The organism is Kineococcus gurbantunggutensis (assembly GCF_050871925.1).
Lineage (GTDB): Bacteria > Actinomycetota > Actinomycetes > Actinomycetales > Kineococcaceae > Kineococcus.
Genome location: NZ_JBJLSG010000107.1, coordinates 1 through 16,678 on the forward strand (window position 1 = coordinate 1; position 16,678 = coordinate 16,678).

A 16,678-nucleotide genomic window follows, 5' to 3' on the forward strand; every position below is an offset into this window, starting at 1 on the left:
CGCCGCCGGCGGCGCTGCGGACCCGGGTGGGACCCGGGCACTTCGGTGGGGGGACGAGGCAGTGCAGGTGGGACAGGTGGGGCGCGCCGCGGCGCGCCCGGTGCAGGCGGCGGTGCGCTCGGCGTGGGCCCGGCGCGGCAGGCCGCTGGGGGAGCGCGAGCTGGCGGCGGACTGCGTCGTCGTGGCGCCGCACCCCGACGACGAGACCCTCGGCTGCGGGGCGACCATCGCCCGCAAGGTCCGCGCGGGCGCGCGGGTGCGCGTCGTGGTGGCCACGGACGGGCGCGCCTCGCACGAGGTGAGCGGGCCGGAGGTGGAGCGCCTCGTGGCGCGCCGCCGCGACGAGGCGGTGCGCGCCTGCGCGGCCCTGGGCGTCGCCGAGCGCGACCTGGTGTTCCTGGACCTGGTGGACGGGCAGCTGGCGCGCTCCACCGCTGCGCTGCGCGACGGCCTCGGCGACGTGCTGCGCGCCGAGCCGACCGAGCAGCTGCTGATCACCCCGCCGTGCGACGGCCACCCCGACCACGACGTCGTCGCCGGCGTCGTCGCCGGGCTGCTGCCGGCCCTGCCGGGCCCGGCGCCCCGCGTCCTGCAGTACCCGGTGTGGCTGTGGCAGCACTGGCCGTTCACGCGCCCGCGCGCCGGGGCGGGACCGCTGGCGCGCCTGACGCGCGAGCCCCTGCGGCGCGTGCTGGAGGTGCGGCCGCTGACGGTGCCCACCGCGGAGCTGCTCGAGCGCAAGCTGGCCGCGCTGGCCTGCTACGAGAGCCAGGTGGGCGACGGCGCCGACGCCTCCCTGCCCGGGCACGTCGTGCGCCCGTTCCTGGGCCGGCACGAGTTCCTGCTCCCGGACGGCGCGCTGGACCACCTGGGGGTGGCGCGGTGAAGGTCCTGGTCGTCCTGCAGGACGCCAACGGCAGGGGCGGCACCGAGCGCACCGCCCTGCTGGCCACCGCCGAGCTGCGCGGGCGCGGCCACGAGGTGCACCTGCTGCACGGCGGCGCCGACCCGCTCGCCCCGGGCCTGGTCGACGCCGAGCTGCGCGAACCGAGCCTGTTCGACTTCGGCGGCCGCCCGCCCGTCGCCGAGGCCAGGGCCGCTGCGGCGCGGGTGCGCGAGCACGTGCGCGCGCACGGCGTGGACCTCGTGCACGTGCACGGCTTCCCGCGCGCGGACGTGCGCCGCACCCTGGCGGCCGGCCGGCCGGTGGTCGTCACCGCCCACAACGTGCTGTGCCCCACCGGGTCCCGCTACCAGTGGGGCACCGGGCACGTGTGCGACCGCGAGATCGGCCTGGGCTGCCTGACCAGCGGGTACCGCTCGCTGGGCTGCGGCCGCCTCGGCGACGGCACCCCGATGTCGGTGCAGGGGTTCGGGCTGCAGATGGTCCTCGACGCCCGCTTCCGGCGGCAGACGCGCACCGCCGACGCGGTCGTGGCGCCCAGCGCGTGGATGCGCGGGCACCTGCTCTCCGAGGGCGCCGGCGCGCAGCGCGTGCACGTCGTCGAGCCGCCGATCACCGCGGCCGCGGCGGTGCCCGCGCAGCGGGAGGGTGAGCGCGCGGACGCCGACGCGCTGCCGGTGGTCTCCTTCGTCGGGCGCCTGGTGGCCATCAAGGGCGTGGACGTCCTGCTGCGCGCCTCGGCGCGCGTGCCGGTGCCGCACCGGCTGGTCCTGGCCGGCGACGGCGGCGCCCGCGAGGAGCTGCGGGCGCTGGTGCGCGAGCTCGGCATCGAGGGGCGCACCCGCTTCGAGGGCGCGGTCACCCCCGCGCAGGCGGACGCCCTGCGCCGCCGCAGCGCCGTGGTCGCGGTGCCCTCCGTGGTGCCGGAGACGTTCGGCATGGTCGGCCCGGAGGCCCTGCTGGCGGGCGTGCCGGTGGTCGCGCACGACTTCGCCGGCGCCTCCGGGTGGATCGCCGCGGCCGGGCCCCTCGCCAGCGGGGTGTCGCTGCGCGACGTGGACGCCTTCGCCGCCGCCCTGACGCGCGCGCTGCAGTCGCCGCCGCCGGCCGCGGTGCGCGCCGAGGTGGCCGGCGCCCTGCGCGAGCGCTACTCGGTGCACCGCCACGTGGACGCCCTGCTGGGCGTGTACCGCGGTGCGGCGGCGGCGCGGGACGTGCACCGGGGTGCTCCCGCCCTGGACCTGGCCGGCCCGTCGGCCTGAGGCGCCGTCGGCCGTCCGGGGGTTTTCCCGGTCCGGCGCGCCCCGGGCCGCGTTAGGATCCGCGGGCGGCCGGCGCCGGTCACCGGCGGGCTGCGCCCGACCAAGCCCTGGAGGACCCCGTTGCCCCCCACCGACGACGCGAGCACCGGCGAGCACCCGGCGACGCCCCTGGTCAGCGTCATCACCCCGACGTACCGCCGCACCGCCATGCTGCGGCAGGCCCTGGACAGCGCCGTCGCGCAGGAGTTCCGCGACTTCGAGGTCATCGTCAGCGACAACGACTGCGACCCCGAGGTCGAGCGGATCGTGGCCGGGTACGGCGACGCGCGGTTGCGCTACCGGCACAACGGCCGCAACGTCGGTGCGCTGGAGAACGCCCTCGTGGCGTTCCGCGAGGCGCGGGGCCGGTACGTGACGATGCTGCACGACGACGACGCCTGGGAGCCGGGGTACCTGGCCCGCACGGTCCCCGTGCTGGAGGCGGACCCCACGCTGTCCCTGGCGTTCTGCGACCACCACGTCATGGGCCCGGACGGCCGCGTGGACGAGGTCGCGACGGAGCGCAGCACCGAGATGTGGCGCCGCTCGGACATGCGCCCCGGGGTGCACCGCCCCTTCGTCACCGAGGCCCTGGTGGACCGCTCGGTGCCCATCGCGATGGCCTCGGTCATCCGCCGCGACGCCGTCGACTGGGACGACTTCCCGCCGGAGATCGGCACCATCTACGACATCTGGCTGGCCTACCTGGCGTGCCGCGACGGCGCCGGCGCCCACTACGTGCCCGAGCGGCTGACCCGCTACCGCGAGCACGGCGGTGCGATCACCTCCACCACCCGCTACGACCGGCAGTTCGTCTACTGCTACGACAGGTTCGCGACGGACCCGCGGCTGGCCGAGCACCGGCCGGTGCTGCGCCGCGAGGCGGCGGTGTTCCGGTGCGGCCTGGGGCTCTCCGTCCTCGCCGAGGGGGGGCCGCGCGGCGAGGCCCGGCAGCTGCTGTGGAGCAGCCTGGTGCTCAAGCCGTCCGCGCGGGCGCTCGCCGGGCTGCCGCTGACCGTGCTGCCGCGCGGCAGCCTGGACGCGGTGCGCACGCTGCTGCGGCGCCTGCCGCGGCGGGTCGCGGTGCGCGCCTGACGCGTCCGGCCCCACCACGGCGCGAGGCCCGGTCCCCCTGGGGGGCCGGGCCTCGCGCCGTGGTGACCGCTGCGCCGCTCAGCGGGCGCTGGGCACCGGCCGGCGCCGTCGCACCGCCCCCTTGAAGCGGTGCACGCCCTCGCGGACGTCGGCGGCCAGGCCGCGCGGGCTGAAGGCCTCCCCGAGGCGGAAGGTGGGTTCGGCGCGCATCATCAGCAGCGCGGTGACGAACGTGGCGGCCGCGGCGGCCAGCGCGGTGCCCGCGGCCCCGGTCAGCCCGAACCGCTCCAGCGTGAACAGCAGCCCCAGCGCGGTGACGACCAGCCCGATCAGCTGGGACACGCTGGCGGCCAGCGGCCGGTTCACCGCCTGCAGGCCGGTCTCCAGGATCCCGGAGGCGATGCCCAGGACCACCGAGACCAGCAGGATGCGCAGGGTGTTCCCGGCGGCGCTGAACTCCTGGCCGTACACGACGCCGAGCATCCAGGGCGCCAGCACGAACATCGGCACCGCGACGCAGATGCTCAGGAAGGTCACCACGCGGGTCATGCGCGCCACGAACAGGGCGCCCTCGCGGCCGCCGCGGCGCACCGCCGAGGGCAGGACGACGTTGCCGAGCACGCCCACGACCGAGATGAGGATGGTCGAGACGTTGGTGGCCACGGAGTACAGGCCGATCGCGCTGTAGGTCAGCACCGTCGGCATGATGACCGTGGCCAGCCGGGTGGAGACGAGCGCGCCGATCAGCGAGCCCTGCACCTTCAGCCCGTACAGCGCCGACTCGCGCGTGACGCGCAAGGACGGGCGGCTGAAGCCGATGCGGCGGTGGATCCGCCCGGCGGCCCAGACGGTGGCCACGGCGGTGGAGGCCGCGGTGGCGATGAGCACGCCGTCGACGTCGAGCGAGCCGACCAGTGCCAGCACGACGACGATGACCATGTAGACGGCCGGCTGCAGGAACTGCACGACGTTGCGCCCGCCGAAGTCCTGGCAGCCCGAGAGCACGGCCAGCAGCAGCGAGCTGGCCACGTTGAGGTAGATGGTGAACGCGAAGACCCGCCCGACCTCGATCGTGTCGCCGGGCTGGGAGGAGGCCAGGACGGGCAGCAGCAGCTGGGCGACGACGACGCCGAGGGTGCCCAGCACCAGCGTCAGCAGGGAACCGGTCGTCGCGATGCGCCGGGCCAGGTGCGCGTCGCGGGCCGCGACGTAGGTGATGCCCTCGTTGATGCCGAGCGCGCCGAGCCAGCCGACCGTCTGCACGAAGCTGAGCAGGAAGCTGGTCTCACCGCGCCCGTCGGCGCCCAGGGTGCGCGTCACGAGCACGCCGGTGACGAAGTTCAGCACGACGATGCCGACGCTCAGCACGCCGGTGGCCACCAGGTGCCGGACCAGCGAGTGCCGGGCCCTCGGCTCGGCGCGGTGCGCGCCTCGGTGTCCCACGGGACCTCCAGGTGGTCGACGGGTCCGCCGCCGCGACAGGCCGACCCCCGGCCGGGCGGTCGTGCCGACGGGCGGGCCGCTCAGGGCGCTCGCCCCGGCTCGGGCGGACGGCAGGTCGGGAGGCTACCAGCCGCCGGCGCCGGTCCAGGGGCTCCGAGGGGTCCCGGTGGGGCCGAGGGGGTGGTCTTGTGAGAGAGTCACCCGCTCGGTCGCCTTCCGCCGTGGCGGCTGCCGCGTCGTGACATAGTTGTCGGGTCGTGGGCCGTGGCCCCGCGCCGGGGGGACGCCGTCGAACGCGGTGCCGGGTGCGGGGACGGACGAGGCGAGGAGGGCCGCGCTGCGCCGCAGCGCCGGTGGCTCCCCTGCGGCAGCCGGCCATGAGGACGGGGTGCTCCGCCCCAGGGGAAAGGAAGCAACAGCGTGGACGTGCGCAACTACCTCCAGGTGATCAGTCGTCACCGCTGGCTCATCGCGCTGCTGCTGGTGATCGGGCTGGTCGGAGGCGTCGGCGCGCACTTCCTGACGGAGCGTACCTACTCCGCTACTTCGACGGTACTGCTCAAGCCGAACGACCCCGCCGAGCGGGTCACCGAGGCGCCCGGCGGGTACTTCGACCCCGACCGCTACAACAGCGCGCAGGTCGGCGTCATGACGAGCCCGGAGGTCGCGCAGATCGCCGCCGCGCAGCTGGGCGGGGGCACCACGGCCGAGGACGTGCGCAGCGCGCTGGACGTGCAGACCGGCAACTCCAGCGACCTGGTCACCGTCACCGCCGCCGCGGACGACCCCGAGCGCGCGGCCGACATCGCCAACGCGCTGAGCCGGGCGTACATCGAGTACAACCGCACCACCGAGGTCGCGGCCCTGCAGGCCGCCGCCGCCGGCATCCAGACCCAGCTCGACGAGCTGGAGGACCGCCTCGCCACCCTGCGCGCCGGCGGCGCCGACGAGACCGACAGCTCCGTGCAGGCGCTCAACGAGCAGTACTCGACCTCCTACGGCAAGCAGCAGGACCTCCTCATCGACGCCAGCCTGAAGAAGGGCGAGGCGCAGGTCGTCTCCCCGGCCGAGGCGCCCGCCTCGGCGGAGGGCCTGTCGACGGCCTCCAAGGCGGTCCTGGGCGGGCTGCTCGGCCTGGTCCTCGGCCTGGCCCTGGCCTTCCTGCGCGACCAGATGGACGACCGCCTGCGCAGCTCGGACGAGGTGCCCGCGCTCACCGGGCTGCCGGTGCTCGCCGAGCTGCCCGTCGACCGCCGCACGGCCAAGGAGCCGGGGACCCTGGCGGTGCAGGTCGACTCCCGCGGCCTGCTCGCCGAGTCCGTGCGCGGCCTGCGCTCGAACCTGCTCTTCCTCTCGCTGGACAAGCCCGTCAAGCGGGTGCTCATCAGCAGCGCGCTGCCCGGCGAGGGCAAGTCCTCGGTGTCGGCGAACCTGGCCGCGACCTACGCCCAGGCGGGCTTCCGCACCGTGGTGGTGTCCGCCGACCTGCGCCGCCCCGGGCTGGAGAAGATCCTGCTGGAGGGTCAGCAGGGCCCCGGCCTGACCGGCACCCTCACCAGCGTCGTGCCCTACTTCCGCCTCAACGGCGGCGCCCGGGCCACCGAGCGCCGCGAGCTCATGGCCCGCACGCTGGACCAGGCGATCGTGAGCACCGCGGTGCCGGGCCTGTCGCTGCTGCCGGCCGGGAACCGCCCGACGAACCCCGCCGAGCTGCTGTCCTCCTCGGCGATGGACGACCTGTTCGCCCTGCTGGACGAGCGCTTCGACCTGGTGATCGTCGACACCCCGCCGCTGCTGGCGGTGACCGACGCGGCCGTGCTGGCCCCCAAGGTCGGTGCGGTCGTCCTGGTGACCTCCCTGCAGGACGCCCGCCGCCGCAGCCTGCGCCGCTCGGTGGAGGCCCTGCAGAACGCGCACGCGGACCTGCTGGGCATCGTGGTCAACCGCTCCGCCGGCAGCGAGAAGGTCGTCGCCTACTACGGCGACGACGAGCCCCGCGAGGAGATCGCCGCACCGCGCCCGGTGGCCCGGGACGCGGGCAGCAGCGGGGACCTGCTGCCGCAAGAGCGCCGGTGACGGCGCCGGTCACCGCGAGGGTGCGCGCGCTGCGCCGTCCCGACCCGGCGGCCGTCGAGGGCTCCCGCCCGGCGGGCGCCGACGATCGCACGCCCCTGGGGGGCACGGTGCTGGCGGTGCTGCTGTCGCTGGGCACGTGCGCCGGTGCGCTGATCGGGCTGGGCTCGATCGCCCAGTACCTCTACCCGCTGGCCTGCGCGGGCGTCGCCGCGCTGCTGCTGCTGCAGCGGCGCCACGCCGGGTTCCTCGAGTTCGCGCTGTGGTTGTGGTTCCTCTCGCCCGAGGTCCGCCGCGTCGTGGACTGGCGGACCGGCTGGCACCCCGTCAGCTACGTGATGGTGGCCGCGCCCCTGGCCACGGTGCTGTGCCTGCTGCCGGCCCTGCGCAACGTGCGCCCCGTGCACCGCAGCGCGGTGCTCGCCTTCACCGTCTTCCTCGTCGCCCTGGGCTACGCGACCGCGGTGGGCGTGGTGCGCACCGGGCCGGCCGCTCCGGCGGCCGACGTGCTGCAGTGGCTGCCGCCGGTGGCCCTGGGCGTGTGGATCGCCAACTCCGAGCTGTCCACGCGGGACCTGCGCCGGGCCCTCACCCGCACCGCGGTGGCCGGCGGCGTCGTGCTGGGGCTGTACGCCCTCGTGCAGTTCGTGCTGCTGCCCCCGTGGGACTCCTACTGGTTCGAGAACGCCCCCCTGGGGTCCCTGGGGAGCAACGAGCCGTTCGAGGTGCGCGTGTGGAGCCTGCTGAACTCGCCCGGGCCGTTCGCGACGGTCCTGCTCGCGCTCATGGCGCTGGTGCTGGCCTCGCGCTCCCCGCTGCGGTGGGTCTCGTTCGGGCTGAGCGCCGTCGGGATCGGGCTGTCGCTCGTGCGCGCCGCGTGGGCCGGTTTCGTCGTCCTGCTGCTCGTGCTGGTCACCCGCATGAAGAAGGCCTCGGCCGCCGTCATCGCCGCGACGGCCCTGCTGCTGGTGGTCATGGCGGCGCTGGGCGGTCCCGTCTACGACGCCATCGCCGAGCGCTTCGACACCAGCGTGCAGTCCGGCAGCAGCGACGTCAGCTTCACCGAGCGGCTGGCCTTCCACGTCGAGATGCTGCCCGTGATCCTCGCCGACCCGGTCGGCCAGGGGCTGGGCGCCTCCGGCGTGGCCACCAAGCTCGACAACGCCGGCGACCTCGGCACGCGCGGCGACTTCGACGGCGGCGCCCTGCAGGTCCTCTTCGCCTTCGGCCCGCTGGTGGGCACCGCCGTGCTGGTGACCGTGCTGCTGGCCGTGCTGGCGGCGTGGGCCCGCTCGCGCGAGCAGGAACCGCTGTTCAAGGTCTGCGCGGCCGCGGCCGTCGCCCTGGTCTCCCAGCTGGTCTTCGGCAACCCGTTCACGTCCGTCAGCGGGGTCGTGCTGTGGGTGGTCCTCGGCGTGGTCGCGCGGGACCGCTCCGACGAGCAGGACGACGCCGCGGGCGCCCCCGCCCCGGCCCGGCACGTGGCCGCGCCGGCGCTCGCGCCCGTCCGGCGGCGCTGACGCGCGCACCGCGGGGCCTGCCACCGGGGCGGCCGTCCCCCGGTCCCCCGCGGGGGATCGGGGGCGGCCGCCTCAGTCGCGCTCGACCCTGATGAACTGCGCCTCGGGCGTGACGGTGAAGGTGACCTCGCGCCCGGAGAGCTCCTCCTGCCGGGCCGGGCCCGTCAGCCGGTGCAGGGCGCGGGCCGAGAACCCCTCGGGCAGCACCAGGCGCGCCTGCGCGGTCTCCGGGGCCACGGCCTCGCCGGAGTCGTACGCCCACACCGGGGCCTCCAGCCACACCGCCAGGTAGTGCTCACCGGTCGACTTCTGCACCAGCAGGCGCCGCAGCGGGGAGCCGGCGGAGGTCTCCACGGTGTGCGGCAGGTCCTCGGTCCCGTGCTCGCCCGGCGCGTCGTCCAGCAGCTCCATCATGCGGGCCAGCGCGGTGAAGGAGGCCTTCTCGCTCCAGTCGTGGCGCAGCAGGCCGTAGTTGGACTCGCTGACCGTCAAATCCGGGTCGGGGTGCTCGTCGACCAGCTCGTAGGTGAAGGTGCGCGCCACGCCGCGGCGGTAGTTCTCCAGGAACTGGCGCGGCACGTACACCGCGGCCACGTCCTCGGGGACGCCCGGCTGCCCGTCCTCGTTGGCGGTCGCCGTGTTGTAGCCCGTCTCGGTGGCCATCACGCGCGCGTCGCCGGACACCTCCGAGGCCAGGTCCAGCTCGCGGTCGAGGTGGGACTCGGTGGGGTGGTCACCGCCGGTGTAGGAGTGCAGGTTGCCGAAGTCGGCCGGCAGCGGGCCGACCGCCGCGCGGCTGTCGCCGTGCACGAACGACGGCGCCACGAGGTCGTAGTCCCGCCCGGCGGTCCCGTCGTCCACCAGCTCGGCCAGCGCCCGGTGGTACGCGCGCAGGTTCTGCACCCAGTCCGGGTCGTCGGACAGGTCGTACTCGTTGGGCCCCTCGAGGGTGCGCACGCCCACCGGCAGCTCCTCGGCCAGGCCCTCGAGCTGCCGGCGCAGCTCGGAGGAGAACTCCCCCCCGGGGCCCGGGGTCCCGACGATGAGGTCCAGGCGGACGCCGTCGGCGACGAGGTCGCGGTACGCCTCCAGGACGTCGTCGCGGTCGGCGTCCCACCCGTCGCGCACGTGGCGGATCCGCGCCCGGCGCAGGGCGTCGCGCACGGCGCCGCGGTCGCCGTACGGGGTGTTCAGGTAGGACATGTGCAGGTTCACGCCGACGGAGTCGGTGAACGCCCGGGCGGGGAAGGCCCGCGCGGGGTCCCCCCACGGCGCGTGGCCCCGCCGGCGGGTCAGCGCCACGCCGGTGACCCCGGCGGCCAGGACGACGGCTGCTCCGGCCGCGCCGGCGACGACCCGCCGCCGCGACCAGCGGTGCCCGGGCCGGTCACCGGCCGGGCCGGTCGCCGCAGCGGCGCCGCCGGCGTCCCCGGTCGCGGGTGCGGCGCTCGTCGCCGCGTCGGCGGGGGAGTCGTTCACGAGGTCCTCCATCAATCGGCGGGCGGCTCGTGGGCCGTGCTCCCCTCGCGCCGCCACTGCAGTTCGTAGAGCTTGACCTGCACGAGGAACTCGTACACGGCCCAGAAGCCGGCCACGGCCACCCCCGCCGTGCCCTTGCGGAACAGGCCGCGCCCGAGGAGCTCGAGGGCGGCGTGGCCGGCGGGGCGCCAGGCCAGCTTCACGGGGGAGAAACGCTCACCGCGCGCGTAGCGTTCCTCGGCCTCCAGCTGCGTGTAGCGCTCGAAGCGGCGCAGGTGGTCGCCGGTGCTGCGGAAGCCGAAGTGCCACAGCACCCCGCTCAGCTCACCGGTGCGGCCCGCGCCGACGTCGATCCTCTCGTGGACCGTGGTGCGCGTCACGGACGCCGCCGAGCGCCGGGCCAGGCGCAGCTGGGTGTCCGGGCCCACCCAGCGGCCGAAGAAGTCGCCCACCCGCTGCAGCTCGTAGCCGTCCAGCGGTCCGTCGGCGGCGACGACCGCCCGGACCGAGGCGGCGAGCTGCGCGCCGACCACCTCGTCGGCGTCGAGGAAGAAGATCCAGTCGCCCGTGGCCCGGCTCAGCGCGAACGCCCGCTGCTCGGCGTACCCGGGCCAGGGGTTGGCGATCACGCGGGCGCCGGCCGCCTCGGCGGCGGCGACGGTGCCGTCGGTGCTGCCGCCGTCCACCACCAGCACGTCGTCCGTGAAGGCCCGGCAGGAGCGCACGGCCTGCGCGATGCGCTCGGCCTCGTCCTGGGCGATCAGCACGGCCGTCACCGTGGCCCCACCGCTCCCACCCGCAACGCCCGTCACGGGGCCGGTCGGGTGGTCGGTCACGGGGAGTGCGGGTGAACCGGCAGCCGCTGCTCCGTCCGGGTGAACCAACGTAACGCTCCTCGGTCGCCGGGTCCTTCGGGCTTCAGCTCCTCCGGCGGGGCCCCGAGAACCAAGTTGTTGGCGGTCATCCGAGGCCACCCCCAGATTTGTGAGGCGTGAGATGATTCTACCCCAGATTCGTTTGAAGTCCTTTGTCGCCGGCGTCACCGTCGCCGCTTCCGCGCTCAGCGCCTGCACCCTGCTGGCCCTGCAGCCGGCCAGCGCCGCGGTCACCGCGGAGAAGGCCACCGCCTCCGACGCGTTCGTGAACTCGATCGGCGTCAACACGCACATCACCTACGGCGACCGTTCCTACGGGAACTACGAGGCATGGAAGACGAAGCTGGTCGACTCCGGCATCCGCAACATCCGCGACGGCGTCGCGGTGAACCAGGACTGGGTCTACGACCGCATCAACGAGCTGAGCGCGGCGGGCGTGAAGACGAACCTGCAGCTCGGCCGCCCCTTCAATGGCAAGTGGTCGAACCTGGGCGGGGACGCCTTCTCCGCGGCCAACAACCCCGCCGGCACGCTGGACCAGCTCATGCCCGTGCTGAAGACCAAGCTGGCCGGCAGCGTCACCAGCATCGAGGGCCCGAACGAGTACGACCTCTCGGGCGACCCGAACTGGGCGAACAACCTGCGCACCTACCAGCAGCGCCTGTACACCGCGGTCAAGAGCGACCCGGCCACCGCGCACCTGCCGGTCATCGCGCCCTCGCTCGTCTACGCGGGCAGCCGTTCCCAGCTCGGCCAGGTCCCCGCGGACCGCGGCAACATGCACAACTACACCGGTGGCGAGATGGAGACCAGCGCCCACCTGGACTCCGAGATCCGCCTGGCGAACATCGTCTCCGGCGGCAAGCCGGCCTGGTCCACCGAGTGCAACCCGAACACCGCGCTGAACGCCACGACGAACCAGCCCGCCGTGAGCGAGCCGGTGCAGGCCGTCTACACGCTGCGCCAGTTCCTGGAGTCCTGGCGCAAGGGCGTCGACCGCACCTACATCTACGAGCTGATGGACGAGGCGAACAACACCGCCGACGCCGAGTCGACCTGGGGCATCCTGCGCCACGACGCCAGCCCCAAGCCCGCGTACACCGCGCTGAAGAACATGATCTCCCTGCTGAACGACAAGGGCGCGACCTTCTCCGCCGGTTCGCTGGCCTACGACCTGGAGGGGGCGAACGACCGCACCCGCGAGGTCCTGCTGCAGAAGCGCGACGGCAGCTTCTGGCTCGCCGTGTGGCAGGAGGACTCCGTCTGGGACACCAAGTCCAAGCGCGCCCTGAACCCCGCCGCGCAGAACCTGACCCTGAAGCTGGGTTCGCAGGCCTCCTCCGTGGCGACCTACCAGCCCACCAAGGGCACCTCGGTGCAGCGTTCCGCCCAGAACGTCTCCGAGTTCTCGTTCTCCTCCTCCGCCGACGTCACCCTGGTGAAGATCGGCGGCGCCGGCAGCGCCCCCGTGAACCCGCAGCCGAGCACCCCGGTCGTGACGCCCACCCCGGCGCCCACCACCCCGGCGCCGACCCCGACGCAGCCGCAGACCCCGGTCGCCGGCGAGGCGATCCGGATCAACTCCGGCGGCGGCGCGGTGACCGAGGCCAACGGCACCAAGTGGATCGCCGACAAGCACTTCCGCGGCGGGAACAGCTCGGCCACCGACGCGACGGTGAAGTCCGCCTCGCCGCTGGCCGACGCCAGCGAGCGCTGGGGCGCGGCCGGGTACTCGATCCCGGTGGCGGCCAAGGGCACCTACGACGTGGTCGTGCACACCACCGAGCTGGCCTACGACGGGGTGAACAAGCGCAGCTTCGACATCTCCGCCGAGGGCGCCGCGATCGCCACCGCGGTCGACCCCGGCAAGCTCGCCGGCCGCTACGTCACCCACCTGGTCAAGGCCAAGGTGAACGTCACCGACGGCGTCCTGGACGTCGACTTCACCGACCGCGTGAACCGCGCCAGCATCAGCGCGATCGAGGTGGTGCCCTCCTTTCGCGACGGTGGAACGACGCAGCCGAGCGCCCCGGTCGTGACGCCCACCCCGGCGCCCACCACCCCGGCCCCGAAGCCGACCCCGGCCCCGGTCGCGGGCGAGGCGATCCGGATCAACTCCGGCGGCGGCGCGGTGACCGAGGCCAACGGCACCAAGTGGATCGCCGACAAGCACTTCCGCGGCGGGAACACCTCCACCAGCGGCGCGAAGATCAGCTCCGCGACGCCGCTGGCCGACGCCAGCGAGCGCTGGGGCGCGGCCGGGTACTCGATCCCGGTGGCCGCCAAGGGCACCTACGAGGTCGTCGTGCACGTGACCGAGCTGGCCTACGACGGGGTGAACAAGCGCAGCTTCGACATCGCCGCGGAGGGCTCGCCCATCGCCACCGCCGTCGACGCGGGCAAGGTCGCCGGCCGGTACACCACGCACCTGGTCAAGGCCAGGGTGACCGTCGACGACGGCACCCTGGACCTGGACTTCACCGACCGCGTCAACCGCTCCAGCGTCAGCGCGATCGAGGTCGTCAAGGGTTCCTGAGCCACCCGCACGCGCGACGCCCCTGCCCGGTTCGACGGGCAGGGGCGTCGCGCGCAGGAGGGCAGGCTCAGGCGCGCCGGCGCAGCAGCGACTCGAAGAACGCCGCCGCGGACGGCAGGCTCATCGTGGCCTCGTAGAACGCGCGCGCCCGCCGGCCCAGGCCTGCGCGCAGCTCCGGGTCCTGGCGCAGCGCGGTCAGGGCCCGGGCGAGGTCGGCGGGGTCGGCGGTGACCTCCACCACGGCCGAGGAGTCCGACAGCGCCCCCCACGTGTCCGCACCGGTGAGGGTGACCAGCGGCTTGCCGTGGGCGAGGGCCGCCGCCACCGTCCCGCGGCGGCTGCTCGCCCCGCGGCTGTCCAGCTGCACGAGCACGTCGCACTCCTGCAGCCGGACGCTGAGGTCCTCCAGCTCCACGACGCCCGAGAACTCGACGCACCCGGCGACGCCGGCGGCCCGCGCGGCCTGCAGCCACCGCTCGGCCGCTGCGGTGCCCGGGCCGGGAGCACCCAGCAGCAGCACCCGGTTGCCGTCACCGGGCAGGCGCGCCACCGCCCGCAGGAGCAGGTCCGGGTCCACCAGGTCCCCGCTCCAGCTGAAGACCCCCACGGTGAAGGCGGGCGCCTCCCCGGCCGCCTCCCCGGCCCCGGCGGCGACCACGGGCACGTTGGAGAAGACGGGCACCATCCGCGCCCGCCGCCCGGTCGTCCTGCGCAGCTGCCCGACCCGCTGGTCGGTGGTCACCACGGGCACGTCCGTGCCGGCCAGGACCAGCAGCAGCGCGGCCCGCTGGCTGAGGGCCTGCACGGCGCGGCCCGCGCCGCGGCGCTCCCACGTGGCCGACAGCTCGTGCAGCACCGTGACGACCCGGACGCCGCGCGCCCGGCACAGCAGCCCGAACAGCACGCCGGGCATCGGCACGCCGTGCGCCGCGTAGTTGTACGACGCGTACTGCCACAGCACCACGTCGCCGGCGGGGATCGAGCGGGCCCGGGCCAGCAGGTCCAGGGCGGTGCGCCACGTCCGCCGCGCGCTGCGGCCGTCGTCGGGCAGCCACTCCTCCTGCACCTGCAGCCCCCGCCGGCGCAGCTCCCGGGCCAGCAGGGTCCCGTAGTCGCGCACGCCGCAGGCGGCGGGCTGGACCGTGCCCACCAGGTGGCAGCGCACGCGCGCGTCGGCGTCGGCGGGGGCGGTGCCCGGCGCGCCCGTCGGGCTCGGTGCGCTCGCGGGGCTCGTCGTGCTCACCGTCGGGCTCCTTCGTACAGGTCTCGGACCAGGGGTCCGATCTTCTCGGGGCGGAACGCCTCGGCGCGCCGGCGGCCCTCGGCCGCCAACCGCGCCCGCAGCTCCGGGGAGGAGGCCAGGCGCCGCAGGGCGTCGGCGAGCGCGTCGACGTCCCCGGGCTCGACGAGCAGCCCGTCGACGCCGTCGGTGAGGATCTCGGTCGGTCCGCCGGCGCGGGTGGCGACGACCGGCACGCCCGCGGCCAGCGCCTCGACGACGACCTGGCCGAACGGCTCGGGGACGGTCGAGGCGTGCACCAGCACGTCCAGCTCCGCCAGGACGCCCTCGACGTCCTCCACGAAGCCGCGCAGCTCGACGCGCCCGCCCAGGCCCAGCTCGGCGACCAGCCCCGTCAGGCCCCGCGCGTACTCCTCCTCGCCGAACATCGCCGAACCGGCGACGACGGCCCGCGCCGGGGCCGGGCACGCGGCGGCGAAGGCGCGCAGGAAGACGTCCTGCCCCTTCCACGGCGACAACCGTCCCACGATGCCGACGCGCAGCGGCCGACCGGACCCCCCGTTCCCGTCCTGCCCGTCGTGCCCGTCCCGTCCCGCACCCGGCGCGGACGGCGCGTAGGGGTCGGGCACCACCGCCGCGCGGGCGCCGGCGGGCAGCCCGAGCGTGCCCAGCGTCTCGCGGGAGTTGGCCACCACCAGCCGCGGCAGCACGCGCGCGGCGGCCCGCACGAGCCGCGCGGCCGGTGCGGGCATGTAGTCGGTGGCGATGCGGTCGCGCGCGTGCCACACCACCGGCACCCCGGCCAGGCGCCCGGCCAGCCCGCCGTACAGCGAGGCCTTCAGCGAGTTCGTGTGCACCACGTCCGGCCGCAGCTGCCGCACCCGCCGCGCCAGGCGCAGGGTGTACCCGGCGGCGCCGACGACGGTGCCGACCGGCAGCCGCCCGCCGACGCGCTCGCGCCCGACGTCGCGGGCGTCGGCGGCCAGGGGCAGCACCTCGACGCTGGCGCCCGCCGCGCGCAGGCGCTCCACCAGGGGACCGTCCTCGCCGAGCACCACGTGCGCGCGCACGTCGGGCAGGGAGGCGATGAGGCGCTCCAGCGCGATCTCGCCGCCCGACAGGCGCGCGCAGTGGTCGACGAAGACCACCGACAGCGGCTCGACCGCGGCGGCCCCCGCCGCGGTGCCTGCGCCCGTGCTCCCGGCGCCCGTGCTCCCGGCGCCCGCGGAGCGGCGGGCGCGCACGGCCTCGGCGTACACCTCGCGGTGGGTCGCCACCGCCCGCGGCCAGGTGAAGGTCTCCGCGTGCGCGCGGCAGGCGGCCGCGTCCGGGACCTCGCCGGCCAGCGCCCGCTCGAGGCGCTGCGCCAGCAGGTCGGCTCGGCCGGCGGGCACCACCAGGGACGGGTCGAGCCCGTCGACCACCTCGGGCAGGCCACCGACGTCGGTGACCACCACGGGCGTCCCGCACGCCAGCGCCTCCACGGCCGTCAGCCCGAAGCCCTCCAGCGAGCGCGAGGGCATGACGGTCACGTCCGCGCTGCGGTAGCGGTCGACGAGCTCCTCCTCGCCGATGCGCCCCAGCAGGCTCACCGACCCGCCCAGGCCGAGCCGCTCGACCTGCGCCTCCAGCGCGGCGCGCTCGGGACCCTCGCCCGCCACCAGGAGGCGGTCGCCGGGACGGCGCTCCATCGCGGCCCAGGCGTCCAGCAGGACGTCCAGGCCCATGCGCTGCACCAGGCGGCGGGCGGTGAACACCGTGCGCGCGCCGTCCGGCACGCCCAGGCGCTCGCGCGCCCCGGCGCGGTCGGGGGTGAAGCGGTCCAGTCCCACCCCGGGCGGCACCACGCGCACCCGGTCGCGCTCGACGCCGTAGTCGCGCACGAGCACCTCGGCGAAGGCGCGCGAGAGCACCACCAGGCGGTCCGCGCGCCGGTACACGCTGCGCTCGAGGCGGTGCTTGAGCGCGGCCGCCGCGGCGGAGGCCCCCGAGGCGGTGCTCTCCCCGGCCCAGGGGCCGTGGAAGTGCACCACCAGCGGCCGGTCGCGCAGCAGCACCAGCGCCGGCAGCCAGGCGAAGAGGGCGAAGTGGGCGTCGACGAGGTCGGTGCCGCGCGCGGGGGCGGGCGCCGCCGCCCCCGCGCGCCCCACCCCCCCCCGCACCCCCTCGGCCTCCCCCCCCCCCCCCCCCCCCCGCCCCCCGGCCCCGCGGG

General features: G+C 75.7%; 11 protein-coding genes. 6 read left to right on the forward strand and 5 right to left on the reverse strand.

Annotated features, from left to right (window positions below; genetic code table 11):
- The first annotated feature begins 76 nt into the window (after positions 1–76).
- The 3 genes from ACRYR7_RS17595 (at position 77) to ACRYR7_RS17605 (ending at position 3,300) form a co-directional block, all read left to right on the forward strand.
- Positions 77–886 (forward strand): PIG-L deacetylase family protein, encoded by an 810-nt coding sequence (locus tag ACRYR7_RS17595; protein WP_432573410.1) that lies wholly within the window; start codon positions 77–79, stop codon positions 884–886.
- On the forward strand, positions 883–2,166 hold the full coding sequence (locus ACRYR7_RS17600) for a glycosyltransferase family 4 protein (RefSeq protein ID WP_432573411.1): 1,284 nt from the start codon (positions 883–885) through the stop codon (positions 2,164–2,166). The genes ACRYR7_RS17595 and ACRYR7_RS17600 overlap by 4 nt, the downstream gene beginning before the upstream one ends.
- Positions 2,167–2,286: 120 nt before the next feature.
- Positions 2,287–3,300 (forward strand): glycosyltransferase family 2 protein, encoded by a 1,014-nt coding sequence (locus ACRYR7_RS17605; protein ID WP_432573412.1) that lies wholly within the window; start codon positions 2,287–2,289, stop codon positions 3,298–3,300.
- 78 nt (positions 3,301–3,378) lie between these two features.
- Here the strand turns inward: ACRYR7_RS17605 and ACRYR7_RS17610 are convergent, their stop codons facing one another.
- Entirely contained in the window at positions 3,379–4,743 is a 1,365-nt protein-coding gene (locus tag ACRYR7_RS17610) for a lipopolysaccharide biosynthesis protein (protein WP_432573413.1), read from the reverse strand.
- 420 nt (positions 4,744–5,163) lie between these two features.
- On the opposite strand from ACRYR7_RS17610, the gene ACRYR7_RS17615 reads away from it, so the two are divergent.
- Both ACRYR7_RS17615 and ACRYR7_RS17620 read left to right on the forward strand, forming a co-directional pair.
- Positions 5,164–6,819: a tyrosine-protein kinase domain-containing protein gene (locus ACRYR7_RS17615; RefSeq protein ID WP_432573414.1), complete on the forward strand. Its 1,656-nt coding sequence runs from the start codon at positions 5,164–5,166 to the stop codon at positions 6,817–6,819.
- Positions 6,816–8,336: a hypothetical protein gene (locus tag ACRYR7_RS17620; protein WP_432573415.1), complete on the forward strand. Its 1,521-nt coding sequence runs from the start codon at positions 6,816–6,818 to the stop codon at positions 8,334–8,336. Before ACRYR7_RS17615 ends, ACRYR7_RS17620 begins: the two co-directional genes overlap by 4 nt.
- 72 nt (positions 8,337–8,408) lie before the next feature.
- On the opposite strand, the gene ACRYR7_RS17625 is transcribed toward ACRYR7_RS17620, so the two are convergent.
- Both ACRYR7_RS17625 and ACRYR7_RS17630 read right to left on the reverse strand, forming a co-directional pair.
- The gene (locus ACRYR7_RS17625; protein WP_432573416.1) at positions 8,409–9,815 is read right to left on the reverse strand and encodes a hypothetical protein; all 1,407 of its coding nucleotides are present in this window, start codon (positions 9,813–9,815) and stop codon (positions 8,409–8,411) included.
- 11 nt (positions 9,816–9,826) lie between these two features.
- Positions 9,827–10,582, reverse strand: coding sequence for a glycosyltransferase family 2 protein (locus ACRYR7_RS17630; protein WP_432573417.1), 756 nt, complete (start codon positions 10,580–10,582; stop codon positions 9,827–9,829).
- 229 nt (positions 10,583–10,811) lie between these two features.
- Here ACRYR7_RS17630 and ACRYR7_RS17635 point away from each other — a divergent pair, with 229 nt between their 5' ends.
- Positions 10,812–13,226: a malectin domain-containing carbohydrate-binding protein gene (locus ACRYR7_RS17635; RefSeq protein ID WP_432573418.1), complete on the forward strand. Its 2,415-nt coding sequence runs from the start codon at positions 10,812–10,814 to the stop codon at positions 13,224–13,226.
- Between the two features lie 67 nt (positions 13,227–13,293).
- On the opposite strand, the gene ACRYR7_RS17640 is transcribed toward ACRYR7_RS17635, so the two are convergent.
- Entirely contained in the window at positions 13,294–14,469 is a 1,176-nt protein-coding gene (locus ACRYR7_RS17640) for a glycosyltransferase family protein (RefSeq protein ID WP_432573419.1), read from the reverse strand.
- Positions 14,466–16,678: glycosyltransferase (locus ACRYR7_RS17645; RefSeq protein WP_432573420.1), on the reverse strand; the 2,213-nt coding region annotated here is incomplete at its 5' end. The genes ACRYR7_RS17645 and ACRYR7_RS17640, both read right to left, overlap by 4 nt.